The following is a 26,004-nucleotide window of genomic DNA, read 5'->3' on the forward strand; positions in this document are numbered from 1 at the left end:
GTCAGGCTACTAACAGGATGACTAATGACTAGAGATATCCACGACCACCGAATATTGATTTTAGATTTTGGTTCTCAGTACACTCAACTGATTGCCCGCCGTATTCGCGAAATTGGCGTTTATTGTGAGCTTTGGGCCTGGGATGTTGATGAAGCCGACATCCGTGAATTTGCGCCTAAAGGCATTATTTTATCCGGTGGCCCGGAAAGCGTAGCTGAAGAAGGTTCACCGCGTGCGCCTGAATATGTTTTTAACGCAGGTGTTCCGGTGTTTGGTATTTGCTATGGCATGCAGACTATGGCACACCAGCTGGGTGGCTCGGTGCAATGCTCGCTGGAGCGTGAATTCGGTTACGCGCAAATTGAACTGGTAGAGCAAAGCCCTCTGTTTAAAGCTATTGAAGACGCTGTGTCTGAGTCTGGTGCACCATTACTGGATGTTTGGATGAGCCACGGTGACAAAGTGGAAATGATTCCGGAAGGCTTCCACACCGTAGCGAAAACCTCTTATTGCCCGTATGCTGCCATGGCTGATGAAGAACGCCAGTTTTATGGTGTGCAGTTCCACCCGGAAGTGACTCATACGCGTCAGGGCATGCGTATGCTGGAGCATTTTGTCAGCGATATCTGTGGCTGTGAGAAGCAATGGACACCGGCAAAAATCATCGATGACGCTATTGAGCGTATCCGTGAACAGGTAGGTAGTGACAAGGTTATTCTTGGTTTGTCTGGCGGTGTTGATTCGTCGGTAACGGCTATGCTGCTGCACCGCGCTATTGGCGAGCAACTAACCTGCGTATTTGTCGACAACGGTTTGCTGCGTCTGAACGAAGCAGAGCAGGTAATGGAAATGTTCGGCGACCACTATGGTCTGAACATTTTGCCAATACGTGCAGAAGACCGCTTTTTAGATGCGTTGAAAGGTGAGAACGACCCGGAGAAGAAGCGCAAAATTATTGGTAACACCTTCATTGAAATTTTTGATGAAGAAGCCGGTAAGCTGACCGAAGTAGACTGGCTGGCGCAGGGCACTATTTACCCTGACGTAATTGAGTCTGCGGGTTCTAAAACCGGTAAAGCGCATGTTATTAAATCGCACCACAACGTAGGCGGTTTGCCGGAAGACATGAAGTTAGGTTTGGTTGAGCCACTACGCGAGTTGTTTAAAGACGAAGTGCGTAAAATTGGGCTTGAGTTAGGCTTGCCTTACAACATGCTGTACCGTCATCCGTTCCCGGGGCCTGGTTTGGGTGTTCGTGTATTGGGTGAAATTAAGAAAGAGTACTGTGATTTACTGCGCCGTGCCGATGCGATTTTCATTGAAGAGCTGCACAATGCGGACTGGTACAACAAAGTCAGTCAGGCCTTTGCGGTATTCCTGCCGGTACGTTCTGTTGGTGTTATGGGTGATCAGCGTAAGTACGACTGGGTTATTGCCATACGCGCCGTAGAAACTATCGACTTCATGACCGCGCGCTGGGCACATTTGCCGTATGAGTTGCTAGAAAAGGTATCAAACCGGATTATCAATGAAGTGAACGGCATTTCCCGTGTCACCTACGATATTTCAGGTAAACCACCTGCCACCATCGAGTGGGAATAAAGACCCCACCTGACATAAATGTCAGGCTACGGAATCCTTGTAGCCTGATGTTCACATCAGGTGAGGTCCTGCACTTTTAGAAGTGGTAAGTCACGCCTAAATGTACTTCGTTGTCGATGCTGTTGAAGTTTCCGCGGAAACCGGCGTCAGCAGAGAACTGCTCAGTGAAAGCGTAACGTAAGCGCGCGCCAACTGATGCAAAGCCATCTAAGCCCCAGTCATAACCGGCGTCCACAATAGCTGTGGTTTGCTGGCTTAACTTAGTCATGGTACCGATACCGGCATAAGCGCTGGTGTCGTCGTAGTTGCCAAAGTCATAGTGGCTAACACCTGCTTTCAGGAAAGTATTGAATTGCTTGCCTGCGCCCATGTCCATGAAGTATTTAGCACCAGCACGAAGTGAGTAGTCACCCATATCTTGTAACTGTACTTCACCCACCCAGTTTGGGGCGATAGTTTTGGAGCCTTCTACGTAGAAATCGGAATCGTAGAAATCGGAGAAGCCGCCGCTAACATAGTTTAGATCATCAGCTTTGCTGGCTGCTGAAAACATAAGCGAGCCGCTTGCGAGTAGAGCTGTTGTTAGTATCAATTTTTTCATAGTTTGCCTCCTTGGATATGACATTTGTATTATGGCACCCAGAAGGCTAAATAGCAGCCCTTTAACTGTAAAGGTTCAGTAAAATAAAGGGCTGCAGAGGTGGTGTGTGTCGTTGTAGCCTGACATTTATGTCAGGTGAGATATTGTTCCTGACGTAAACGTCAGGCTACGTATCCGGCCATGCCAGGCTATTTAACGATATCCAGCCAGACCATGCGATGGTCGGAAGAGGCACTGCGCTTTTCCATTAGCTTGCTGCCAGCTTCATCACCTACAGGCCAGAACACGCCAGCGTCTTTAACGACTAAATCGTTCGACGGCAGCACGTAGTCGACGCGCTTGCGCCAGGCCGCTGTATGATACTGCGAGCCTTGTTTGTCTGGTGAGTGCTGTTCACCGCCGTGGCTTTGGGGTTTAACGTCATTTACCCGAGGGTGTTGCAGTAATTGTTCTATAGCGCCATCAACACCACCAGAGCCAGCTTCCGCGTTCATATCGCCCAGAACGATAAAGCTGTTGTCGTCGCTTAGCCCGCCACGTGCGCCTTCATCGTCATAGATGTAATTGTCTTTACCTGGCGTTAAATAGTCAGCTAATAAGCGAATTTCATCGTAGTTACGCATGCCGTTGCTGTTTTCCGGACCGTCGAACGCTGGTGGTACTGGGTGCGCAGCCAATAAATGGATAACTTTGTCGTCCACTTGCACCGGAATGTCCCAATGCGACTTTGAGCTTAAGGGATACTGCGCCATAACTTCCTCGGGGTACCATTGCTCGTCAGTAGGCTGTTTCTGTTCGTTCATCACGTAAGGAATATGGCGGCCGGGCATGTCTTTCCACAAGAAGTGCTGAAAGGTTCGGGCTTTATCCGCTAGTAACGGATATTTCGATAAGATAACCATACCGTACTGACCCGGATACCAGCCAAAACCCCAGGCGTCGATGCCAGTGCCTTGTGTTTTGCCGTCGCGGTTTAAATCAAAAGGCGAGGGCACCCCTGTATTTACCGGAGCAATATAAGTATAGGGGTATTCAATTGCCTTTTGTCCGTTCTGGGAAATCGACAAGTACTTTTCCTGAAAGACATTTACGCCAACTTGTTTATCAACGTAGTCAAACTCGTTCAGTAAAACGATATCGGGTCGCACACGTTGCAGTATTTCGGCAATACCACGAATTTGTTCATGATCCTGCTGTAACACCTCGGGTACAGGCGATTTTTCCAATTGCGGGAGCTCGCTGTCGCTCAGGTAATTAGACGCGTCCATACTGACATTAAAAGTCGCAACCCTAATGGTTTCTGGTTCGCCTTTGCCGGAACCGGCGAATGCATTAAAAGAAGTAGGAATCATAAGAACAACGAATGTTAAAATTAATAAAAACCGTATAAAGCCCATGGGATAACCGTTTGAGAGCAGCCTAAGACAGTGAGTGAGAATAAAGGTTCCCGGATGACTAGGCAAGAGCTAATAATTTGATTAAAATATGTCACATATCTGACACAAAAATGTCTTAGAAGTGTAATGAAATCAGCCCGATCCCATACAGCTCCGACCTCTTGCCGCGCACTGAATACTTTTCAGGCTATGAGTTTCCCGGTAATGAATCAGCTGTTATGCCGCGGTTCTTCATCGAATAGTAAGCGAACGATCCAATTTTCCCTTCTGCGTTCGCAAAAAAGTTCTACCGCTTCATACATGTTGACTAAGTTGTCGTATTTTTTCTTTACCTCGTTTCGTCCTTTTAAACACTTTCTTTTTATCGTTACTAAAAAACTAGGAAATAACTCATGAGATTGAACTCCAAGGTGAGTCGCATTTCTGCAGCTATTGCTTTAGCTGTAGGTCTTTCGACAAGCGCTTTTGCTCAAGAAACATCATCGTCTATGCGCGGTGTTATCACAGGTCCAAAAGGTAACCCGGCGGCAAACACCAAAATTGTTATTATCCACCAGCCAACAGGCACAGTGAATGAGTTTGTAACAAACGAAGATGGTACTTTCATCGCGAAAGGCCTACGTGTTGGCGGGCCGTACCAGGTTATTCTGGACTCTGAGCAATATCGTGATGCTGTGCTTGAAGGAGTTTATCTTAACCTTGGTGACACTTACCGTTTAACACGTCAGCTTGAGTCTGCTGACATGGAACGTTTGGTGGTAACTGGCTCTGCGATACTGATGGAAAGTGGCGGAGCCAGCAGTAGCTTTGGTGAAGATACGATCAATAACATGCCAAGCCTTAACCGTGACTTAAAAGACGTAGCTCGCATTAACCCTCTGGTTACTATTAATGGGTCGGGCGAGATGACGATTGCCGGTGGCGACCCTCGTATGAACAGCATCACGGTAGATGGGATTGGCCAGAATGATGACTTTGGTCTAAATTACGGTGGCTATCCCACAGAGCAACCTCCGGTTTCTTTAGGCGCTATAGAACAAATATCTGTAGATGCTGCACCTTTCTCTGTAAAAAAAGGCGACTTTTCTGGCGGCACAATTAATGCTGTTACTAAATCGGGTACTAATGAGTTTAAAGGCGAAGTTTTTTACGAATACACAAGCCCAGATTTAAAAGGTGACGTTGACGTTATTCGTGAAAACTATCGTCAGACTGACGATAACGGCTACCGTACCTATCGAGAGGAAAGTGTTGAATCGAATGATACGATTTCAACCTTTGGGTTATCGCTAGGTGGTCCGATTATTAAAGATCAACTGTTCTTCTTTACGAATTACGAAGAGTGGACAAACGAAGTTGACCTTGATTACGGGTTTGAAAACAGTGGTGCGACTAATGAGTTTTATATCACTGAAGCCGAATTTAACGAGTTCATGAGTGCTCTCGACAATTACGGTTTAAGTGATTCGCTCGGTGGTGACCCTGAAAGTAAAGACCGCAAGTGGCTGACTAAGCTCAGTTGGAATATTAATAATGACCACCGTTTTGATGTCACCTATCAGTGGCAGGATAATGCTGATGAGCGTGAGTTTGCTACCGGTGGTACGACGATTCCGTTGAGTTCACGTCGTTATACCTACCATACTCGCATGAACAATGTCAGTGCACGTTTGTACAGTGATTGGTCCGCAAATTTCATTACAGAAATTGGCATCACATATAAAGATGTTGAAGCCAACTCTTTGACCAATTCGAGCCTGGGTGCCATTGAAGTCGACCTTGAAGAGCGCGGGCCGACATTTGAACTTGGACGTGACCGTTATCGCCATGCGAATGTCGCAAAGAATGACAACTTAACCTTCAACTTTGATGCAACGTACTTGTACGGAGAACATGAAATTGTATTCGGTGCGCAAGTTGAAGAACTGACTCTATATAATAAGTTTGTTCCCGACTCATTAGGTTACTGGAAGTTTGATTCTCTTGAAGACTTTGCCGCAGGCGTAGTGGGGATTGACGATAACGGAAACCGTAATTTCGCTTATCAGAATGCGTATACCAATAATTCAGAAGATGCAGCGTATGAAGTTGATAGAACAACTTATGCGCTTTATGTTGGTGACACATTCTACGTTACGCCTAACCTGGAAGTGAATGGTGGCCTGCGCTATGAGCGTTTGAGTTCGAGTGATAAGCCTACCCTGAATGAAAACTTCGAGCAGGCTTACGCTGAGCAAGGAATAACAAACCAAGAGAATCTTGATGGTCTGGACATTATTTTGCCTCGTGTTGGCTTTAAATACTATACAGATACCAGTTTAGTCGTTCGTGGTGGCATTGGTCGCTTCTATGGTGGCGTGCCGAATGTTTGGTATACCAATCCATTTACAAAGGATGGCGTGACTTTAGTTTCGGCACCGACGAGTGTTATCAATAACTACTTCGATGGTCGTACGGATGTGGACTTTACTCAAGTTCCGGAAGATATTCTGGACTCTATGGAACAAGGTAACGGTAGCACTAACTTTACTGATCCAAATTTTGAGTTACCTAGCGATTGGCGCGCCCAATTAGCCTTCGACTATGAATTGGATATTCCATACTTAGGTGACATGTTTAATGCCACAACGTCATTTATGTATAAACGCATAGAAGATCAGCCCGTTTGGTATAATACCGCTATAGAAGAAGTGGGTTATGCTGCTGATGGTGAGCGTATTATTTATGAGTCTCGCTACGACGGTGACCGAGCTCAGAACTACGATATTATGCTGACTAACTCACCTGATGACGGTCGTGCATTTATTTTCTCACAGTCTTTAGCTAAGCAATGGAATAACGGTTTAAGTTTCACCGCCAGCTATACGTATCAGGATGTTGAAGACAATGGCGCGGGTTCATCGTCCCAGGCGGCAAGCAACTATAAGCACTACGTCGCTAAAAGTCGTAACCAGGCATTTTCTGCGACGGGCAACTTCGAAGTTGAGCATAGTGTGAAAATTACTCTGGGTTACAAGAAAGAGTTTTTTGCCGACTATGAAACACGCTTTAACTTATTCTTTGAACGTCGTTCAGGTCGTCCGTTCAGCTATATTATGGGTATGTTCGAAGATGGTGACTTTGGGGATAGTTCATTCGAGAGTATGTATACTCAGTCGGCCTATCTGCCATATATTCCAGCTAACGGCGAAGATCCTAACGTTGATTGGGATAACTCAATCAGTTGGGATGAAATTAAAATGTTACTCGATAACGCCGGTATCGCCTATGGCGGTGACGAGGGCTATATCCTTGATCGCAATACTCACAACCAACCGTGGGTAACGGATATCGACTTAAGTATCCAGCAGGAAATTCCGGGCTTTATGGATGGGCACAAAGGAATTCTATACTTAACAATTGATAATTTTGCTAATCTACTGAACAGTGACTGGGGTGTTGAGCGCTATCTGACTTACCCGCAAGTTGCCCTGTATGACTTTGGTGGTTTAAGTGATGAAGGCAAGTACCAGATTGACTCAGTCTATAATGGCTACTATCCAAATAATTACAGCTCGGTTGATATGAGCAGCTCTTCGTGGAGCGCTAAATTAGGTGTTCGTTATACCTTCTAAAGCAAAAAACAAACTAAAACAAATAAAAGCCTCACAATTTTGTGGGGCTTTTTTTTTGGAGTACTTTCACTAAATTGTCATAAACAAGCTTTACCCTCTTCCTCGCATAAATACCCAAAACCAAAATCGGGAAGAACAAAACTATGTTTAACTCTACTTTCAAGCGTACAGCTGTTGCAGCAGCTATAGCTTTAGGCCTTAGCGGTGCGGCCATTGCACAAGATACTTCATCAGTAGTTCGCGGTAACGTTGTTACTGAGTCTGGCGAAGTTGCTGCAAACGCACGCGTTGAAATTATTCACATTCCAACCGGAACTCGTTCAGTTGCTACAACGAATGAGTCTGGTGCCTTTTCTAACTCAGGTTTACGTGTTGGTGGTCCTTACATCATCGTTATCGAAAGCAGTGAAGGCAAAAAAGTCTATGAAGATGTTTACCTGTCTTTAGGCGAACCTTACCGTGTCAATGCTCAACTAGAGTCTAGTGATATGGAACGCTTGCAAGTAACAGGAAGCGCAATTCTTGGCGGTGCGAACAGCGGTAGCAGCAGTTACTTTGGCGAAGAAGATATTGCCAATACGCCAACCTTTAATCGTGACCTAAAAGAAGTTGCACGATTAAACCCTTACGTAAACTTGCTTTCAGGTTCCGAATCTCCACTAAGTATTGGCGGTGCGAACCCACGTTACAACAGTATTGCGATTGATGGTGTTGGCGTCAACGACGATTTTGGTCTGAACGGTAACGGTTACCCAACCCAACGTTCACCAATTTCTTTGGACGCTGTTGAACAGGTTGCTGTTGATGTCGCACCCTTTGACGCTGCAGAGGGTGGTTTCTCAGGTGGTCGTATCAACGCAGTGACTAAGTCAGGTACAAACGAATTTCACGGTTCATTGACATACGAGCGTATGAGCGATGCGTGGGCTGGTGATCCTAAGAACCCAGAGGGTGAAGAAGTACCATTAGACTTTGAGCGCGATACATACAGTCTGGCACTGGGCGGCCCAATCGTTAAGGACAAGTTGTTCTTCTTCGTTAACTACGAAAACGCTAAAGAGCCGGCTCAAATTGAATTTGGTCCTGCAGGCGCAGGCGCCGCTAACGATAGCGATGTTACTCAGGAAGAGTACAATCGTGTGAAAGAAATTGCGAGTTCACAGTACGGTATTGATATCGGTAACTGGGATTCTGTTCAGGATACTGAAAACGATAACTTGTTGGTTAAGTTAGACTGGAACATCAATAATGATCACCGTGCGGCGTTTACTTACAACCGCACTGAAGGTAATAACCTGCGTAACGTGAGCAGTGGTGAATCTTCATTAAACCTGGATACTAATTGGTATAACTATCAGCAAAACATGGATCTGTATCGTTTGACCTTGTTCTCTGACTGGAGTGCTGATTTCTCAAGTGAGTTTTATGTTAGCCATAAAGCGGTTGAAGCTATCTCAGGTTTGGTTACTAAAGACTTTGGTGATGTAAGCGTACGTACAGCTGAAGGTACTTTGAACTTTGGTCCTGATTCCAACCGCCACGCAAACCAGTTAGAAAACGATAACTTCAAAATTGGTGCCCGTTTTGATTACTTGATTGGTGATCACGAAATCGAATTCGGCGGTGAATATGATGAAGTTGAAGTCTACAACGTATTCGTTCGTAACTCTTTAGGTTCATGGTCATTCGAGTCAATTGATGATTTTGAAAATGGCACCGCAAGTGAGTTCTTCTACGAGAATGCATACACTAATGATGCAAATGACGCAGCGGCGAAATTCAGCCTGGGTCAAATTAACTTGTACGTACAGGATAACTGGTACCTTAACGACTCTATGGAGTTAGGTTTAGGTTTACGTTATGAGCGCTACGATTCAAGTGACAAGCCAACGTTGAACGAAAACTTCGTAGAGCGTTATGGCTTCAGCAACCAGGAAAACCTGGATGGTCTGGATATTTTCCTTCCTCGTGTTGATTTCAAATGGTTTGCAGCAGACGACGTAGTTGTTCGCGCCGGTGCTGGTCGCTTCTCTGGTGGTCGTCCTAATGTTTGGATTTCAAACTCGTTCTCAAACGATGGTTACACGCTTGTGCAGTTTGACCGCGATGCGGTTGCTGAAAGTGACTACCTGAATAACCAGGACGTTAGCCAAGTTCCACAATCTGTGCTGGATAGCATGGTTGCAGGTGACGGCGATACTAATAGCATCGACCCTAACTACGAAATTCCGTCTGACTGGGTTGCTCGTGTAGGTGTCGATTACCGCTTTGATATTCCGGGTGTTGGTGACGACTTCAACATGACTGCTGAAGTTATGCGTAAATGGATGACTGATAACAGCCAGTGGAAAGATATCTCACGCTGTGTTGCAGATGAAACAGCTGCTGGAGTTAACATTTACGAGCCATGTGACCCAACAGCGCCTTCAGGTCATTATGACTTAATGCTGACGAATGAAGATGCTAACGGAAAAGCGTGGATTTACACCGCTTCTTTGGCAAAAGACTGGGATAATGGCTTCAGTGCTTATGCTGCTTATACGCATCAGGACATTGAAGAAGGCAACCCAGGAACGTCTTCAACAGCAACATCTAACTACCAGTACAACATTGTTCGTGACCGTAATCAGGCGTTAGTTGGCACAGCGGACTATCAGGTAGAGCACAGCTTGAAATTAGCTTTAGGCTACAGCACTGAATTCTTTGATGGTTATGCATCTAAGTTTAATTTGTTCTTCCAGCGCCGCTCAGGTACTGCGTATAGCCACGTAATGGGCTTATACCAAGATGGAGATTTCGGCGACCAGCCATACTTCCAGGGCGGTAGCTCTTACTTACCATACATTCCTAATGGCGCAGATGATCCAAATATCAGCCCGGAAAGCACTATTTCCTATGAAGATATGATGGCTAACTTTGATGCTGCAGGTTTGAGTCAGTATGCTGGTGGTTTCGCACCTAAAGGTACCGGCCGTTCGCCGTGGGTAACTAATATGGATTTCCAGTTCCAGCAAGAAGTTCCTGGCTTCATGGAAGGTCATAAAGGCATGTTTTATGTCACTATCAATAACCTGCTGAACTTGATTGACAGTTCGAAAGGTGAAGTGTTGCGTCAGCAATATACTAATCAGGCAGTAGTTGATTTTGGCGGCCTGGATAGTGAAGGTCGTTACATATATGCTCCGGTATTCGGTGGATTCGAAAACTCTAACTGGAGTATCTTCGAGGCTGAAGAATCAACTTGGCGTGTGAAGCTCGGCATTAAGTACAGCTTCTAATTTAGATTTAAGCGCAAAAAGCGCTGATTCAAAAAGAATATAAAGCCGCGCCTTGAGCGCGGCTTTTTTTTACCCAAAATTCACAAAACTGTCACAAATAAGCTATACCTTATCTGCAGTTAACACCAAAAAAACAAAACCGGGAAGAACACACTATGTTTAATGCCACTTTCAAGCGTACAGCTGTTGCAGCTGCTATTGCTATGGGTCTTAGCGGTGCTGCTATGGCTCAGGAAACTTCATCCAGCCTGCGTGGTGTTGTTACCACTGAGTCCGGACAGGTTGTATCAAACGCGACTATCCAGTTGCGCGATGACCGTACTGGAACAACCAAAACCTTACGCTCAAACGAGCAAGGCACATTCTCTTCACGGGGCTTGCCGGTTGGTGGTCCGTACACTATCGTGGTGGAAGGTCCAAACGGCCGCACCCAGGTTGTAGAAGACGTTTACCTGACCTTAGGTGACTCACAAAATGTAAATGTTATGCTTCAGTCTCAGGAAGAGATGGAACGCTTAAGCGTTACTGGTTCTATGACCAGCAATGCGTTGTATGGTAGCAACAGTCCGGCTGCAAACTTTAATCTTCAGGATTTAGAAAACGCTCCGGCGAGTGACCGTGACTTGCGTGATGTTGTGTCGATTGATCCGCGCATCTATATCAATGAAACGAACTCTGGTGCTATTCAGTGTGGCGGCGCTAACCCTCGTTTTAACAGCTTGACTGTTGATGGCGTTCGTATGAATGATAACTTCGGCCTGAACAGCAGCGGTTATCCGACTGAACGCATGCCGTTCTCTTACGATGCCATTGAGCAGGTTGCGGTAGAGTTTGCACCATTTGATGTACAGTACGGTGGTTTCACTGCCTGTAATATCAACGCGGTTACCAAAACTGGCGACAACGAAATGTTCGGTGGTGTGTTCTATGACTACACCAACGATTCATTGCAAGGTGACGAGCTGGAAGGCGACAGTATTAACGTTGGTGACTTCAGCGAAAAACGTTATGGCTTCAACCTTGGTGGTGCGTTTATTGAAGACAAATTATTCTTCTTTACTGCGTACGAAAAACTGGAAGGTTCTGACACTTTTGATCGTGGTCCTGAAGGCTCAGGTGCGGCGACAGAAGTTGTTGGCGTAAGCCAGGCTGACGTTGAGCGTATCGCTGATATTGCACAGAATGTTTACGGATACAATCCTGGTGGTTTTCCGGCAAGCATGCCAGTCGAAGACGAAAAATTCCTTGCTAAGTTAGATTGGTATATTAATGATGCGCATCGTGCGTCATTAACTTACAACTATAACGACGGTTATTCTATTGCGGAGTCTGATGGTGATTCAGACGAGTTAGAGTTTTCTAACCACTTCTACGAGCGTGGCGCTAAGTTCACTTCTTATGTTGGTGAGTTATACTCTGACTGGAGTGATAACTTCTCGACTGAAGCACGTATTGGTTACTCTGAGTTAGATGCTCGTGTTAACCCGTTGGGCGGCACCGATTTCGGTGAAGTGCAGATTGGTGTTAATGACGCAACGGTTTACTTAGGTGCGGATGACTCTCGTCATGCGAACAAGCTGAAATACGATACGACCTTCTTCAAATTAAAAGGTACCTACTTAGCCGGTGATCACGTTATTTCTGCCGGTATCGAGCGCGAAGAATATGACGTGTTTAACCTGTTTGTTCAGGAAGCAGAGGGTGAGTACCGTTTCGGCTCTATTGATGACTTTGAAGCGGGTACACCGAGTACTGTAATTTATGAAAGCGCTGCCGGTACTAACAATCCGCAAGACGCAGCCGCTGAATTTGCTTACGCGGTAAATACTGCTTATGTTCAGGACGAATACTATTACGCTCCAATGGACATTACTTTCACTTATGGCTTGCGTTATGACTGGTATACCAGCGATGACTTGCCGGTGAATAACCCATTGAACCAGGAACTGTACGGCTTCTCTAACCAGCAAAACATGGATGGTCAGGACTTATTGCAACCCCGTTTTGGTTTCAACTGGTTTGTTAACCCGGACTTAGAAGTTCGCGGTGGTGTTGGCTTGTATTCTGGCGGTAACCCGAACGTGTGGATTTCTAATAACTACTCAAATAACGGTGTAACTCAGTACGAGGCTTCTCGCAGCTTTGCAGACGAGCCGTTATTTAATGTGCCGCACACTGGCGAAGGCCGTCCAATTTATGATGTTCCTCAAGAGCTGTTCGACGAGGTGGCTAACGCAAGTGGTCAGGGCCCAATTAATACTATGGACCCTAACTTCGAATTACCAAAAGAATGGAAATATGCTTTAGGTGCAACTTACACCTTGCCGGATAACTACATTCTGATGGCTGATTTCTTATACACTGATAAGAAAGACGCTGCAGTTATCTACAACATGGGTCTGGAGCAGGTTGGTACGGCACCGGACGGTCGTCCAATTTTTGAAGAGTTGTCGACTGATGGACGTGACCAGGGCGATGACTTCCTGCTGACGAATGTTGATGGTGATTCAGGCTCACAGACGACTGTTTCACTGGCGTTGAGTAAGACTCATGACTTTGGTCTGGACTGGACCTTTGGTTATGCTTACAACAAAGCGGAAGACGTTAACCCAATGACCAGTTCAGTGTCGTTCTCTAACTACACGAATCTGGCAACAGCTAACGCTCAGAATCCTGGTGTTTCTACGTCTAACTACGAAATACCGCACCGCTTTACCTTTAAAGCGAACTACACTAAAGAGTTCTTTGATGGCTACGAAACTGTTGTGACCTTGTTTGGTACACGCAACAAAGGTCGTCCGTTCTCTTATACAATGAGCGATGGTCCTTTTGGCGACATAGCCTATCAGGGACGTAGCTTGCTTTACGTACCAACAGGTCTGGATGATCCAAACTTTGCCGTCGGTACAGACGGTGATGGTAACCCATTTGAAACAGGTGCTTTCTTCGACTTCCTTGAAGAGTCTGGTTTGAGCAAATACGCGGGCGGCATAGCACCACGTAACGAGTTCAACAGCAAATGGTGGACTAAAGTGGACTTGCGTGTTGAGCAGGAATTACCAGGCTTTATGGACGGACACAAAGCATCTGCCTTCTTCGTTATTGAAAACTTAGGTAATATGCTGAACGACGACTGGGGCGTGCTGTATGAAGCTCGATTCCCACGCGCCATCAATATTGCTGACGTTGAAATTAATGACGCGGGTCAGTACCAGTTCAACAATTTCCGCGACGTATCAAACGTTCAGTCACGCCAGGGTGAACCTTCACTATGGTCTGTGCGCATAGGCGTAGAATACAAGTTCTAACGGACGTAACCTGACGTTTACGTCAGGAACGATATCCCACCTGACATAAATGTCAGGCTACGGGGTGGCATTTCAGATTACGGAATGTCAGGTTATGAGTTAGTGTTATGAATAAACCGCCGCTGGTATTGCCCGCGGCGGTTTATTGTTTTAACCTCCCAGTATCAGACATTTACAAACGCACCCTAATGGAACTGAGCTGGACCAGTCTTTTACCTTCCTTATTGGCAATTGTATTTGCCATAGTCACCCGAAAAGTTCTGCTGGCGCTTATTGGCGGTATTATTCTGGCCAATATACTGCTGTTCTGGCCTGCTCCTGACAATATTGCTTACGGCACTTTAGAGAGCACTTGGGACACCCTTATCGACCCCAGTAATATGCTGGTGTGGTTTTTTACTCTGGGTATTGGTGCGTTGTTTGGCGTGCTGGAAAATGGCGGTACGTTTAAAGAGTTTGTGCTGAAGCTGGAAAAAAAACAGTGGATAGAAAACAAGCGCCGGGCACGGTTAATGACCTGGATACTGGGCGTTGTGGTCTTTATTGAATCGAACGTGACTATTATGATTTCCGGCACCACCTCGCGGCCTATTTATGACCGCCTGGGCATTGCCCGCGAAAAGCTCGCTTATATTGTCGACTCCACTTGTGCTGCTATTTGTATCTTAATTCCGCTGAATGCCTGGGGGGCGTTTAATTTAACGCTCATTACGAACCAGGGCGTTGAGCAACCATTGCTGGTGTTTATTCAGTCTATTGCTTTTAACTTCTATGCCATTTTTGCGGTATTGCTGGCGCTGTTTGTGGCGTTGTTCGACTGGAACATTGGGCCCATGAAAGCTTTTGAAAAGAATGCTGTGCCCGATCAGGTTTCCAAAAATACCTGGGGCGATGGTCCGGATGATGAGGCCAGTTTTGGCAAAGGCACAGCGGTGGTTATGACCAGCCTGATTTCGCTGGTGGTGATGGTTCCGGTTATGCTGCTGGTTACCGGGAACGGCGTATTGGTTGACGGCAACGGCACTTTAAGTGTGTTTGTCGCTATTTATGTGGCGCTGGGTATTGCTGTAGCCGGAACCCTGATGACACAGCCGGCAGGTTTAGCCGATATTGGTAAGTACCTGTTAAAAGGTGCCTGGAATATTCTGCCACTGGCGGTCATTTTGTGGTTGTCTATTGCACTGGGTGGCTTAACCCGCGACTTAGGTACGGGAGAGTTTTTGGCGGCTGCTCTGGATGGTTCGGTGGCATTGTGGATGCTGTTACCGCTGATATTTGTGCTGTCGGCTATTACCGGTTTTTCTATTGGCTCCAGTTGGGGAACCTTTGCCATTATGCTGCCTCTGGCGATACCGTTGGCAATGACGTTAGGTTTGCCGGCCGCGCCCTTTATAGCAGCGGCAATTTCCGGTGGCATATTCGGTGACCATGCGTCGCCTATTTCTGATACCACTATTATTGCTTCTATGGCGTCGGGAGTTGAGCACATAGACCATGTGCGTACGCAATTACCTTATGCTTTATTAGCCGGGCTTGCAGCGACTGTGGCTTACGCTATAACGGGCATGCTTATTTAGCGTTAGCCTTGGCGGATTTGCGGCGGGCGCGGAAAAAGCGGCGTAAAATGTCGCCGCATTCTTCGGCCAGTACGCCGCTCTGCACATCTACTTTGTGGTTCATAGAGGCGTGGTTGATAACCTCAATGGCGGTACCGGTGGCTCCTGTCCGCGGGTCGGTTGCGCCGAACACCAAGCGTTTGACTCGTGCATGAGTGATTAAACCGGCACACATGGCGCAGGGTTCGAGGGTTACGTACAGGGTGGCGTTGACCAACCGATAATTATCGATAGCCTGACCGGCAGAACGAATGGCTTGTGCTTCGGCATGAGCGGACGGGTCGGACAAAGAAATAACCTGATTGTAACCTTCGCCAACAATTTTATCGTCCATGACCAACACCGCGCCAACGGGCACTTCGTCTGCGTTTTGCGCCTGTTCAGCAAGTTCTAAGGCTCGCTGCATGTAGATTTCATCGGTTGTCATGAGGGCGATTTTAGCGCAGGATATTACCCAGTACCAGAATAACAATCCGCACTTATGCAGGAGAGAACAATGAAAAAGCTCATTATTAGCTTAATGCTGGCCAGTAGCTTTGCCTATAGCGCTCAGGCTGCTGCTCAGCAGTCACCGGTAAAAGTCAGCAGTGACTTAGAAGCTCAGGTCATTGAATGGCGTCGTCATATTCATGCCAACCCTGAACTGAGTAACCGCGAATTTGAAACCGCAAAAATGGTAGCTGAGCATTTGCGCTCTCTGGGCATGGAAGTGGAAACCGGTGTGGCGCATACCGGTGTTGTGGGTATGCTAAAAGGCGGTAAGCCAGGCCCAACCATAGCGTTACGTGCGGATATGGACGCATTGCCTGTTACTGAACAGACCGATGTGCCTTTTAAGTCGACGGTAAAGTCGGAGTATCGTGGTAAAGAAGTGGGTGTAATGCACGCCTGCGGACACGATAATCACGTTGCTATGTTAATGGGGGCGGCGGAAAAGCTAGCCGAAATGAAGGATGAACTTGCCGGTAACGTTATGTTTATCTTTCAGCCAGCTGAAGAAGGCGCGCCTGAAGGCGAAGAGGGCGGCGCTGAGTTAATGCTTGAAGAAGGCTTGTTTGCCGACAATAAACCAGAAAAAGTCTTTGGTATTCATGTCTGGGCAGGTTTCCCTACAGGTCATGTTGGCTATCGTAAAGGTCCGCTGATGGCGTCCTCGGATCAGTTCGAAATTAAAGTAAAGGGTAAGCAAGCGCACGGTTCTACGCCATGGGCTGGTGTTGATCCTATTGTGACCTCAGCACAAATTATTAATAACGCACAAACCATTATCAGTCGTCAGACGAATATCACCAAAGCCCCGGCTGTTTTGTCTTTTGGCATTGTGGAAGGTGGTGTGCGTAATAACATTATTCCGGACGAAGTGACTTTAATTGGTACCATCCGCAATTTTGATATGGATATTCGTTCGGATATTCACGCTAAACTGAAGCACACAGCCGAGAAAACAGCCGAGGCGAATGGTGCAGAAGCCCACGTGCATGTCGATTTAGGCTACCCGGTAACCAGTAATGATGCCGACTTGATTGAGCAGATGCTGCCGGTAACAAGAGCGGTAGCCGGCGCCGATAAAGTACAGGAAGTACCTTTAGTGACTGGAGCTGAAGACTTCTCTTACTATGCGCTGGAAGTACCCGGAATGTTTGTCTTTTTAGGGGTTACCCCACCGGAGCGCGATATGTCAGCAGAACCGAGTAACCACTCGCCGCATTTTTATGCCGACGAAGACGCACTGAAAACCGGTACTGAACTCTATGTGAATTGGGCTTTGGAATCTCTCTAATATGCCGAAGTCTGCAGTATCGCTGTTTGCTATTTTACTGCTGGCCGCTAGTGTAATAACGGCCTGCAGTCCTCAAACCCGCCCCGATGCCATGTCCGTAGTTCAGGAACGTCAGGTATTGCGGGTGGGAACTTTGATAAACCCAACCAGTTATTATTTTGATCATGACCGTGAGCAGGGCTTCGAATACGACCTGGCGAAACGCTTTGCTGATCGCTTAGGCGTGGAGCTGGAGATGGTGCCGCGCTTTGACGTGAACGACTTGTTTACCATGTTGCGTCGCGGCGAGGTTGATATTGTTGCAGCGGGTCTGGACCGGACCTCGACGCGCGCTCAGCTATTCCGTTTTAGTCCGCCTTACGACATTATTAGCCAGAAGGTGGTTTTCAAGCAGGGCTCACGTCAACGTCCACGAGACTTGCAGCAGATTACTGACGGCGAAATAGTGGTGGTGGAAGGCAGTTCTCACCATGAGTTTTTAAAAAGCCTGGGTGATAGTATTCCGACACTAAAGTGGCGCGCGACCCGCGATCACGATGCGGTCGAGCTGTTGCAAATGGTGATTAGCGGCGAGGTTGATTACACCATTACCGATAGCACGGCGTTAGATATTCAGCGGCGGTTTCATCCCGACTTAAGTGTGGCTTTTACGGTAAAGCATGATCAGGATATTGCCTGGGCTTTACCTCAGGGCACAGATGACTCGTTGTTTTCCGCGGTAATTGAGTATTTTGGTGAAATTCGCTCCAGTGGGCGTTTAGCTCATATTAAAGAGCAGCACTTTGGTCACGTAAAACAATTTAATTATGTAACGACCAGTTTGTTTATAGAAGCGGTAGAGCGCGTTTTGCCTGTTTATATAGAAACTTTTAAAGAGCATTCAGGGTCGCTTGACTGGCGTTTGCTGGCTGCTATTTCTTATCAGGAATCGTTGTGGAATCCGCGGGCGGTTTCTCCTACTGGGGTGCGCGGAATGATGATGCTGACTTTGCCTACAGCCAAAGCTATGGGGGTTAAGAGCCGCCTGAATGCTGAACAAAGTATTCGCGGTGGAGCGCGTTACCTGGAGCGCATGCTAAATAGGGTGCCTGCAAGAATTCCGCAACCGGACAGAACCTGGTTTGCGTTAGCTGCGTACAATATAGGATTCGGTCATTTAGAAGACGCGCGAATTTTAACTGAACACCAGGGTGGGAACCCGGACCGCTGGGTGGACGTGAAAAAACGTCTGCCACTGCTGAGACAAAAGCAGTTTTACCGTCATACCCGCTATGGGTTCGCGCGGGGCGATGAACCAGTGACCTATGTCGGTAACATTCGCCGTTTTTACGACACATTGAAATATTTAGATGAACAAGGGCGCCTGTAACAGCCATAAAATTAGGTGTTTAAAATGAAAAAAATAGTCGTCGCAGTGCTAATAGCTTTAGCGCCGGTATTTGCCTTAGCACAAAGCCTGGGCGACAAAATTGAGTTATCTGTAAACAACCAACTTATTGAAGGAACTCTGGCTGAGTCTTTGTCGTCGGAAAACAGTTATCGACTCACTTTTGAAGACCGCTATGGTGACACTCAGCATTTAGGTTTTTTGCATAAGCGTGGTAATAACCAACTTATTTCAATTACGCACCCCGATATTGGTGAAGTGGAAATTCGTCGTGTAGACGGTAAAACCTATATTAACCAAAGAAACCGCACACCATCAGAGCCGTTAAAACCTAAGAGCGGCACAGAACCACTAAAGCTGGAAAAGCAGTTTCAGGTAGCTTCGGCTCCACGTAAAGCGGCACTGACAAAAGCCAACAACGCTCAAATAACTTCTCTGGTGACTCAGTTCGATAACAGCATTGACGTGCTTTTTCTGTACGACGAAAAGTTAATAGGCTATGCCGATGACGAAGGCTACGATTTAGCTTTACGCATTGAAGCAGCAGTAAGCACAAGTAATTCAATTTTTGAGCGTTCACAATTACCTGTTGAAATGTCTGTGGCCGGTGTTAGTTTTTTCAATCCGGAATCTACCACTAACTTTCCGACAGAAGACCCTGATTCGATTATTGATGAACTGGTTGATGATCAACGAGTACGTCGGTTGATGGATCGCTATCAGGCCGATGTGGTCCACTTTATTGGCGCTGAAAACTCCAGTGTTTGCGGTTTGGCTTTTGTTGCCACTGACTTTGATGTCAGTGACAACTTAGTGAACAGGGTTAGCGGCGCTTCAGGTGCAGGCTATACCAGCTTGTCCTGCACCGGTTCGGGAACGGTTGCTCACGAGGTTGGACATAATTTCGGCCTCAATCATGACCGTTATACGTTGGCGAACAATGCGAGCGGCGGTAGTGGTGATCAGAAGGATTACCATATTCCTTACGGCTTTATTGAAGATAACGGACGTTTTTATACGACGATGTCGTACGGTAGCGTCTGCCGGAATGAATTTGGCAGCGGAGCCGACTGTAATGAGGAACCCGCCTACTCCAGTCCTGACCTGGTCGACAGCAACTTTGGACTGCCAATGGGTAAAGCCGATTCTGAAATAGATGCGGCAGATGCCAGCACTGCGGCGCAACGCAGTAGCGTGGTGTGGGCTAATAACGCGTCACGCACTAATGTTAATGCTATGGCGGCCAGCCGTACCGGGAATTCGGAGCTGACCTTAAGCTGGCCGTCGGTAGCCAATGCCGACCGCTACGCTTTGGGCGGTGGTCGCTGCGAAGAATATAGATTTGCCCGACGTGAAGCACTTTTGAATTTGCAAAGTTTTAGTGTGAACTCGGTTGCTTTAGGCGGAATACCTAACGGAGCAACCGATATCTGCATTATCGCGATAGAGGAATTGACCAACGGAGCTGCACGCTGGCGTTTTGTGAGTAATAGTAGCTTTAACGGTAATTTCTCAAGTACCGGAGCAAATTATCTGCTACTGGATAGCAATGTGATAGGCCTGGTGGAGGCCGGAGACAAGGCCAGTTTTACCATTGAGCTATCGGATGCCGATACCAGTAATCAGTCATTACAGATGGCAATTCCGACAACCGCTAGTGGCACTTCGGTGAGTCAGGAAGTTGGCATAGTAACTGCCGAACAATGGTTTGACTGGGTTGTCAGCGGTAGTGGCAACACACGTATGATGACGGTAACTTTAAAGACTGATATTGAAGAGATTGCGGCAAGCCTGGATAAAGACAATATTTATAATCCTTTCCACTGGCACTTAAAAGTGGTGAATACCGATTTTAACGATTTTAATATTTCCAGCGGACTGTGGAATGACCCTTCCGATATGGTTGGCTCACGCCCGCAGGCTTTTTTAAGTTCGGGTGATACGGTTGGCGAACTGGAGGAGCTTGATACTCAACTGAGCCTGTTTAATGTCAGTAATGATGTGGCTGTGTCAGTGGTTAATTTAGACGATGACCTGATTAATGACTTTAGCTTTAACGAGGTGAGCGGTGCTGTTGATGGTGAGCGACGCTTTTCTATAGAAGGGACGGCAGGGATTGTTGATTCGGAGCAGACCGCGATACTGAGAGTAGATTTCAGCGACGGCAGTGACAGCCTGAGGGTTGCGTTAACGGTTGAACCTAGAGCTATTGCTCCGACCATACTTGGTTTTACGGCAACAGGCACAACGGAAGGGCAAACTGTTCGCCTTTCGGCAACAGTGGCTGATGCCGATTTGAACCTTGCCCCGGGTAGCCTGCGGTTATTCAGGGTAATGGAGAGTAGCGAAGATGAAGTAACCGGATTTAGTTTTAATGATGGTGCATTCAGTGCCTCATTAGGGCAACTTTCGGCGGGAACGTATCAGTATCGGTTAAGTGTAAGTGATACCGAGGGCAATACGGAATCGGCGACGGCTCGCTTTACTGTTACCGCAGCTGACTCTGGCAGCAGCGGCGGCCATGCAGGCTGGCTTGTGGTGCTTGGCTCAGTCGCTCTTGGCTTGCGCCGCCGCACCGCTCATTGAAACTGCAGTTCTTTGTAGCTGAAATTGGCTTTGACTTCTTTTTGCATCCATTCGAGCATAACAAAGCAGCGTGATTCACCGTCCAGTTTGACAATCTTAGCAAGGAAACCACGGAAAGGGCCTTGCTGAATTTCGACCGTGTCGCCTATCTGAGGCGCCTGTTCATCGGTCAGTTGGTCAATCCCTCTCATTTGGTCAACCCAGCTTTGTGGAACCTTCGGAATGTTGTCGCCAAAACGCAACACACCAGCGACACCATAGGTGCTGCGCAATTTGTAGAACTGCTCAATAATGTCATCGGGTTTCACGAACACATAGCCCGGAAACATACGCTCAACCACAGAGGTACGCACACCCCGACGAACCTTTTTCACGGTTAACTCGGGCGCGAAAACACCGAACCCCTGATTCTCCAGATTCAGTATGGCGCGTTCTTCCTGCTTAGGCTTGGTTCGTACTATGTACCAAACGTCAGATTCGAGTTCATTCATAACAGGTCCTTTTGAGCGTCGGCGGGCGATCTTTCCACATTAGTCTAAGTTACGCAAACTAGGCTGGTAAGCCAGCATAAAATCGTTGCAAAAAAGCAGTATGACAAGGTAAGCTGATTAGGCATTTAAACGCAATAAAGGCATAAATCTATGCAAGCCAACCGCCTCAGACGTGAAAACAATTCCCGCCGTCGCGCCGTTATCCGTAAGCGCAAGCAGCGCATTATTGAGCGCCGCGAAAAATGGTTCCGCATAGTGAATCGCGAAGGCACCCCGAAAATTGAGTAGCCAAACGTGTATGTCAGGTTCGATATTGTACCTGACATGAATGTCAGGCTACTGTATAATCTGCCAGCAAAAATCGCCCAGCTTTGGAGACCTTGCTTGTGGAAATCTACCGCGGTGCACCTGCCTTATCAGCCTTCAAAACAACGAAGCAACTTGAACAACTGAAACAGGCAGGAATTCCTGTCAAAGAGCTTTATGCCGAGTATCAGCACTTTGTTGACTTGCATAATGAACTTAGCGACGAACACCGTTCGGTATTGCTGCAACTACTGAAGTACGGCCCCGAAATGCCGGCGCACGAGCCACAAGGTGCTCTGGTACTGGTAACCCCTCGCATTGGAACAATTTCCCCCTGGGCCTCTAAAGCAACTGACATTGCCCACAATTGTGGCTTGAAAAGCATTCATCGTGTTGAGCGTGGTGTGGCTTTTTATCTGCAGGGTGACTTGTCGGCAGAAGAACTGAAGCAGGCTGCGCTACTATTGCATGATCGTATGACCGAAAGTGTGTTGTACGACATGAACGACGCGCAGCAGCTATTCCGCTCACAGGAACCGCAGCCATTGTCTTCGGTAGATATTCTCGCTGGCGGCCGTGAAGCACTGGCACAGGCAAATATCAGCTTAGGTCTGGCACTGGCCGACGACGAAATTGATTATCTGGTAGAGAATTTCCGCAAACTGGACCGTAACCCGAATGACATTGAGCTTTATATGTTTGCCCAGGCAAACTCTGAGCACTGTCGTCATAAAATTTTTAACGCCGACTGGACCATAGACGGCGCGGAACAGCCTAAGTCGCTGTTCAAAATGATTAAAAACACCTTTGAAACCACACCGGACTACGTGTTGTCGGCTTACAAAGACAATGCCGCCGTTATGGAAGGCCATGAAGCCGGGCGTTTCTACCCACAACCGGACAGCATGAGCTATGGCTACAGCCACGAGCCGGTGCATATCTTAATGAAGGTGGAAACGCATAACCACCCAACGGCTATTTCTCCTTACCCGGGTGCGGCAACCGGCTCGGGCGGTGAAATTCGCGACGAAGGCGCTACCGGTGTTGGTTCTAAACCTAAAGCTGGTTTGGTGGGTTTCAGCGTTTCTAACCTGAACATTCCAGGTTTTAAGCAACCATGGGAAGAGAACTACGGCAAACCAGCGCGTATTGTTTCGGCGCTGGATATTATGCTGGAAGGCCCATTAGGCGGCGCAGCCTTTAATAATGAATTTGGTCGCCCGGCGCTGACCGGCTATTTCCGTACTTACGAGCAAACAGTCGACAGCCACAATGGACGCGAGACCCGTGGTTACCATAAGCCAATTATGATTGCCGGTGGTTTAGGCAATATTCGTGAAGCTCACGTACAAAAAGGTGATATTCCGGTTGGTGCTAAGCTGGTTGTACTAGGTGGTCCGGCAATGAACATTGGCTTAGGTGGCGGCGCAGCATCTTCTATGGCGTCGGGCGAGTCGACCGAAGATTTAGATTTTGCTTCAGTGCAACGTGAAAACCCGGAAATGGAACGCCGTTGTCAGGAAGTGATTGACCGCTGCTGGCAGCTAGGGGCCGATAACCCTATTGCCTTTATTCACGACGTGGGCGCTGGTGGTTTGTCGAATGCCATGCCCGAGCTGGTGAGTGATGGTGGTCGTGGTGGCCGCTTTGAATTGCGCGAGATACCAAACGATGAACCCGGCATGACACCGCTGGAAATTTGGTGCAACGAGTCGCAGGAACGCTACGTTATTGCCATTGCTCCGGAGAACATGGCGCGTTTTGAAGCCTTGTGTGAGCGCGAGCGAGCAGAGTACGCCGTTATTGGTGAAGCGACTGAAGAGCTGACTATTTTACTGAACGATGCCAAGTTCTCGAATCAGCCCATTGATTTATCACTGGACGTACTGCTAGGCAAACCGCCGAAGATGCACCGCGACGTGGCCCGCTTGCAGGCCGAAGGTACGCCATTGCATCTGGAAGCGGCTGATTTGAATGACGCGGCTGATCGCTTATTGCGCTTACCGGCTATTGCTGAGAAAACCTTCTTAATTACCATTGGTGACCGCAGTGTTACTGGCCTGGTTGCCCGTGACCAAATGGTTGGCCCGTGGCAGATACCGGTGGCTGACGTTGCGGTAACTGCGGCCAGCTATGACAGCTACCATGGCGAAGCTATGGCCATGGGCGAGCGTACGCCGCTGGCATTACTGAACTTTGGTGCTTCGGCCCGCATGGCAGTAGCAGAGTCTTTGACTAATATTGCCGCTGCGGACATTGGCGACTTAAAACGCATTAAATTATCCGCCAACTGGATGTGCGCAGCTGGTCATCCGGGTGAAGACGCAGGTTTGTATGAGGCCGTTAAAGCCGTCGGTGAAGAGCTGTGTCCTGAACTGGGTATTACTATTCCGGTAGGTAAAGATTCGATGTCGATGAAAACTCAGTGGCAGGAAGACGGCGAAGACAAAGCTGTGACCGCGCCAATGAGTCTGGTTATTACGGCGTTTGGCCGGGTGAATGATATTCGCTCTACATTGACACCGCAGTTGCGTACCGACAAAGGTCAGTCGCATCTGGTACTGATTGATTTAGGTAAAGGCCAGAACCGTTTAGGCGGCTCTGCACTGGCGCAGGTGTACCAGCAACTGGGGCAACATACGCCAGACCTGGACGACACTGAAGCTTTTAAAGCTTTCTTTAACACCACGCAGCAGTTGGTAACCGAAGGTCGTTTACTGGCGTATCACGACCGCTCGGACGGTGGTTTATTCACTACTGTTGCGGAAATGGCCTTTGCCGGTAACTGTGGTGCGAAAGTAGCGCTGGACGAATTAGGCGAGGATAACTTAGCGACTCTGTTCAACGAAGAGCTGGGTGCTGTTATTCAGGTTAGTGACGAGCAGTACCAAAAAGTCATGGACGCCTATAAAACCGCTGGTTTGGGCGACTGTGTGAAACGCATTGGTGAGCCAACGCATGAAGATGCCATTGTCTTTACCCGTGACGAACAGAATGTATTAGCCCAGAGCCGTACGCACTGGCGTACGGTATGGGCAGAAACGACGCACCACATGCAGCGTCTGCGTGACAACCCAGTGTGTGCTGACGAAGAATTCCGTCTGAAACAACGTGCCGATAACCCGGGTTTACTGGCCGACTTAACTTTTGATCCTTCTGAGGATATTGCTGCGCCTTATATTGCTAAGGGCGTTGCGCCGAAAGTGGCGATTCTGCGTGAGCAGGGCGTGAACTCGCATTACGAAATGGCCGCGGCGTTTGACCGTGCCGGTTTTGAAGCGGTTGATGTTCACATGAGCGATATTTTAGCTGGTCGTGTGTCGTTAGAAGATATGCAGGCACTGGCTGCTTGTGGTGGCTTCTCGTATGGCGACGTATTAGGTGCCGGTGAGGGCTGGGCTAAATCTATTTTATTTAACGACCGTGCGCGTGAGCAGTTTGAAGCTTTCTTTAAGCGTAACGATACACTGGCACTGGGTGTGTGTAACGGCTGTCAGATGTTGTCGACTCTGAAGCAGTTAATTCCGGGAACTGAGCATTGGCCTCGTTTTGTGACTAACCGCAGCGAGCGTTTTGAAGCGCGCTTTAGTCTGGTGGAAGTGCAGGAATCTAAGTCGATTTTCTTAGGTGACATGGCGGGTTCGCGTATGCCAATTGCGGTGTCTCATGGTGAAGGCCGTGCGGAGTTTGCTAACCCTCAGCAGCAGTCTCAGCTGGAGCAAAGTGGCCAGGTTCCACTGCGATACATTGATAACTGGGGCGAAGTAGCTGAGCAGTATCCGGCCAACCCGAATGGTTCACCGAAAGGTATTACTGCGGTAACCAGTGACGATGGTCGTGTGACCGCAATGATGCCACACCCTGAACGCGTGTTCCGTACCGTAGCCAATAGCTGGCACCCGGATGAATGGGGCGAAGACAGCCCGTGGATGCGCATGTTCCGCAACGCCCGTAAGCACCTCGGGTAACGCGCCCGGCGCAAACCGCAATTCGGCTAACCGGCTGGGTTGCGGGATGTAGCCTGATGAGATGGTCCCC

The 26,004-nt window shown here is 47.8% G+C and carries 14 protein-coding genes; 10 read left to right on the forward strand and 4 right to left on the reverse strand.

The annotated features are described in order from the left end of the window. Positions 1–24 precede the first annotated feature (24 nt). A complete protein-coding gene (gene guaA / locus B2U97_RS09425; protein ID WP_034818366.1) occupies positions 25–1,602 on the forward strand; it encodes a glutamine-hydrolyzing GMP synthase in 1,578 nt (525 codons plus the stop codon). A 76-nt stretch (positions 1,603–1,678) separates the two neighbouring features. On the opposite strand, the gene B2U97_RS09430 is transcribed toward guaA, so the two are convergent. Both B2U97_RS09430 and B2U97_RS09435 read right to left on the reverse strand, forming a co-directional pair. Beyond that, a complete protein-coding gene (locus tag B2U97_RS09430; protein ID WP_034818364.1) occupies positions 1,679–2,203 on the reverse strand; it encodes a hypothetical protein in 525 nt (174 codons plus the stop codon). Between the two features lie 188 nt (positions 2,204–2,391). Further along, the gene (locus B2U97_RS09435) at positions 2,392–3,555 is read right to left on the reverse strand and encodes an endonuclease/exonuclease/phosphatase family protein (RefSeq protein ID WP_414019106.1); all 1,164 of its coding nucleotides are present in this window, start codon (positions 3,553–3,555) and stop codon (positions 2,392–2,394) included. A 437-nt stretch (positions 3,556–3,992) separates the two neighbouring features. Between B2U97_RS09435 and B2U97_RS09440 the strand changes: the two genes are divergently transcribed. The 4 genes from B2U97_RS09440 (at position 3,993) to B2U97_RS09455 (ending at position 15,377) form a co-directional block, all read left to right on the forward strand. Next, positions 3,993–7,214 carry a TonB-dependent receptor gene (locus B2U97_RS09440; RefSeq protein ID WP_286823365.1) on the forward strand — a complete coding sequence of 1,074 codons (3,222 nt, stop codon included), beginning with the start codon at positions 3,993–3,995 and terminating at the stop codon, positions 7,212–7,214. A gap of 143 nt (positions 7,215–7,357) precedes the next feature. Then, the gene (locus tag B2U97_RS09445) at positions 7,358–10,492 is read left to right on the forward strand and encodes a TonB-dependent receptor (RefSeq protein WP_286823364.1); all 3,135 of its coding nucleotides are present in this window, start codon (positions 7,358–7,360) and stop codon (positions 10,490–10,492) included. Between the two features lie 155 nt (positions 10,493–10,647). Then, entirely contained in the window at positions 10,648–13,800 is a 3,153-nt protein-coding gene (locus tag B2U97_RS09450; protein WP_286823363.1) for a TonB-dependent receptor, read from the forward strand. Between the two features lie 107 nt (positions 13,801–13,907). After that, entirely contained in the window at positions 13,908–15,377 is a 1,470-nt protein-coding gene (locus tag B2U97_RS09455; protein WP_286823362.1) for a Na+/H+ antiporter NhaC family protein, read from the forward strand. Here B2U97_RS09455 and tadA read toward each other — a convergent pair. Then, the gene (gene tadA / locus B2U97_RS09460; protein WP_286823361.1) at positions 15,370–15,843 is read right to left on the reverse strand and encodes a tRNA adenosine(34) deaminase TadA; all 474 of its coding nucleotides are present in this window, start codon (positions 15,841–15,843) and stop codon (positions 15,370–15,372) included. The genes B2U97_RS09455 and tadA overlap by 8 nt on opposite strands. Positions 15,844–15,912: 69 nt before the next feature. Between tadA and B2U97_RS09465 the strand changes: the two genes are divergently transcribed. Genes B2U97_RS09465 through B2U97_RS09475 form a run of 3 tightly spaced genes read left to right on the forward strand, consistent with a single transcriptional unit; the run spans position 15,913 to position 21,169 of the window. Continuing rightward, positions 15,913–17,196 carry an amidohydrolase gene (locus B2U97_RS09465; RefSeq protein WP_286823360.1) on the forward strand — a complete coding sequence of 428 codons (1,284 nt, stop codon included), beginning with the start codon at positions 15,913–15,915 and terminating at the stop codon, positions 17,194–17,196. A 1-nt stretch (position 17,197) separates the two neighbouring features. Beyond that, the gene (mltF, locus tag B2U97_RS09470; protein ID WP_286823359.1) at positions 17,198–18,565 is read left to right on the forward strand and encodes a membrane-bound lytic murein transglycosylase MltF; all 1,368 of its coding nucleotides are present in this window, start codon (positions 17,198–17,200) and stop codon (positions 18,563–18,565) included. Positions 18,566–18,589: 24 nt separating this feature from the next. Further along, positions 18,590–21,169 carry a zinc-dependent metalloprotease family protein gene (locus tag B2U97_RS09475; protein ID WP_286823358.1) on the forward strand — a complete coding sequence of 860 codons (2,580 nt, stop codon included), beginning with the start codon at positions 18,590–18,592 and terminating at the stop codon, positions 21,167–21,169. Here the strand turns inward: B2U97_RS09475 and B2U97_RS09480 are convergent. Continuing rightward, positions 21,163–21,660: a transcriptional activator RfaH gene (locus tag B2U97_RS09480; RefSeq protein WP_286830479.1), complete on the reverse strand. Its 498-nt coding sequence runs from the start codon at positions 21,658–21,660 to the stop codon at positions 21,163–21,165. The two genes, B2U97_RS09475 and B2U97_RS09480, sit on opposite strands and share 7 nt — an antisense overlap. A gap of 150 nt (positions 21,661–21,810) precedes the next feature. Here B2U97_RS09480 and B2U97_RS09485 point away from each other — a divergent pair, with 150 nt between their 5' ends. Both B2U97_RS09485 and purL read left to right on the forward strand, forming a co-directional pair. Further along, positions 21,811–21,948 carry a hypothetical protein gene (locus tag B2U97_RS09485; RefSeq protein ID WP_158511967.1) on the forward strand — a complete coding sequence of 46 codons (138 nt, stop codon included), beginning with the start codon at positions 21,811–21,813 and terminating at the stop codon, positions 21,946–21,948. A gap of 98 nt (positions 21,949–22,046) precedes the next feature. Continuing rightward, a complete protein-coding gene (gene purL, locus B2U97_RS09490; RefSeq protein WP_034818356.1) occupies positions 22,047–25,934 on the forward strand; it encodes a phosphoribosylformylglycinamidine synthase in 3,888 nt (1,295 codons plus the stop codon). Positions 25,935–26,004 lie beyond the last annotated feature (70 nt).

It is taken from the genome of Idiomarina sp. UBA3176 (assembly GCF_002364295.1).
In the GTDB taxonomy this organism is placed as follows: domain Bacteria; phylum Pseudomonadota; class Gammaproteobacteria; order Enterobacterales; family Alteromonadaceae; genus Idiomarina; species Idiomarina loihiensis.

What these genes read in the sequence shown, in the direction of transcription:
- guaA (WP_034818366.1), top strand. Translation starts at nt 25, where the DNA reads ATGACTAGAGATATCCACGACCACCGAATATTGATTTTAGATTTTGGT.
- B2U97_RS09430 (WP_034818364.1), bottom strand. Translation starts at nt 2,203, where the DNA reads ATGAAAAAATTGATACTAACAACAGCTCTACTCGCAAGCGGCTCGCTT.
- B2U97_RS09435 (WP_414019106.1), bottom strand. Translation starts at nt 3,555, where the DNA reads ATGATTCCTACTTCTTTTAATGCATTCGCCGGTTCCGGCAAAGGCGAA.
- B2U97_RS09440 (WP_286823365.1), top strand. Translation starts at nt 3,993, where the DNA reads ATGAGATTGAACTCCAAGGTGAGTCGCATTTCTGCAGCTATTGCTTTA.
- B2U97_RS09445 (WP_286823364.1), top strand. Translation starts at nt 7,358, where the DNA reads ATGTTTAACTCTACTTTCAAGCGTACAGCTGTTGCAGCAGCTATAGCT.
- B2U97_RS09450 (WP_286823363.1), top strand. Translation starts at nt 10,648, where the DNA reads ATGTTTAATGCCACTTTCAAGCGTACAGCTGTTGCAGCTGCTATTGCT.
- B2U97_RS09455 (WP_286823362.1), top strand. Translation starts at nt 13,908, where the DNA reads ATGAATAAACCGCCGCTGGTATTGCCCGCGGCGGTTTATTGTTTTAAC.
- tadA (WP_286823361.1), bottom strand. Translation starts at nt 15,843, where the DNA reads ATGACAACCGATGAAATCTACATGCAGCGAGCCTTAGAACTTGCTGAA.
- B2U97_RS09465 (WP_286823360.1), top strand. Translation starts at nt 15,913, where the DNA reads ATGAAAAAGCTCATTATTAGCTTAATGCTGGCCAGTAGCTTTGCCTAT.
- mltF (WP_286823359.1), top strand. Translation starts at nt 17,198, where the DNA reads ATGCCGAAGTCTGCAGTATCGCTGTTTGCTATTTTACTGCTGGCCGCT.
- B2U97_RS09475 (WP_286823358.1), top strand. Translation starts at nt 18,590, where the DNA reads ATGAAAAAAATAGTCGTCGCAGTGCTAATAGCTTTAGCGCCGGTATTT.
- B2U97_RS09480 (WP_286830479.1), bottom strand. Translation starts at nt 21,660, where the DNA reads ATGAATGAACTCGAATCTGACGTTTGGTACATAGTACGAACCAAGCCT.
- B2U97_RS09485 (WP_158511967.1), top strand. Translation starts at nt 21,811, where the DNA reads ATGCAAGCCAACCGCCTCAGACGTGAAAACAATTCCCGCCGTCGCGCC.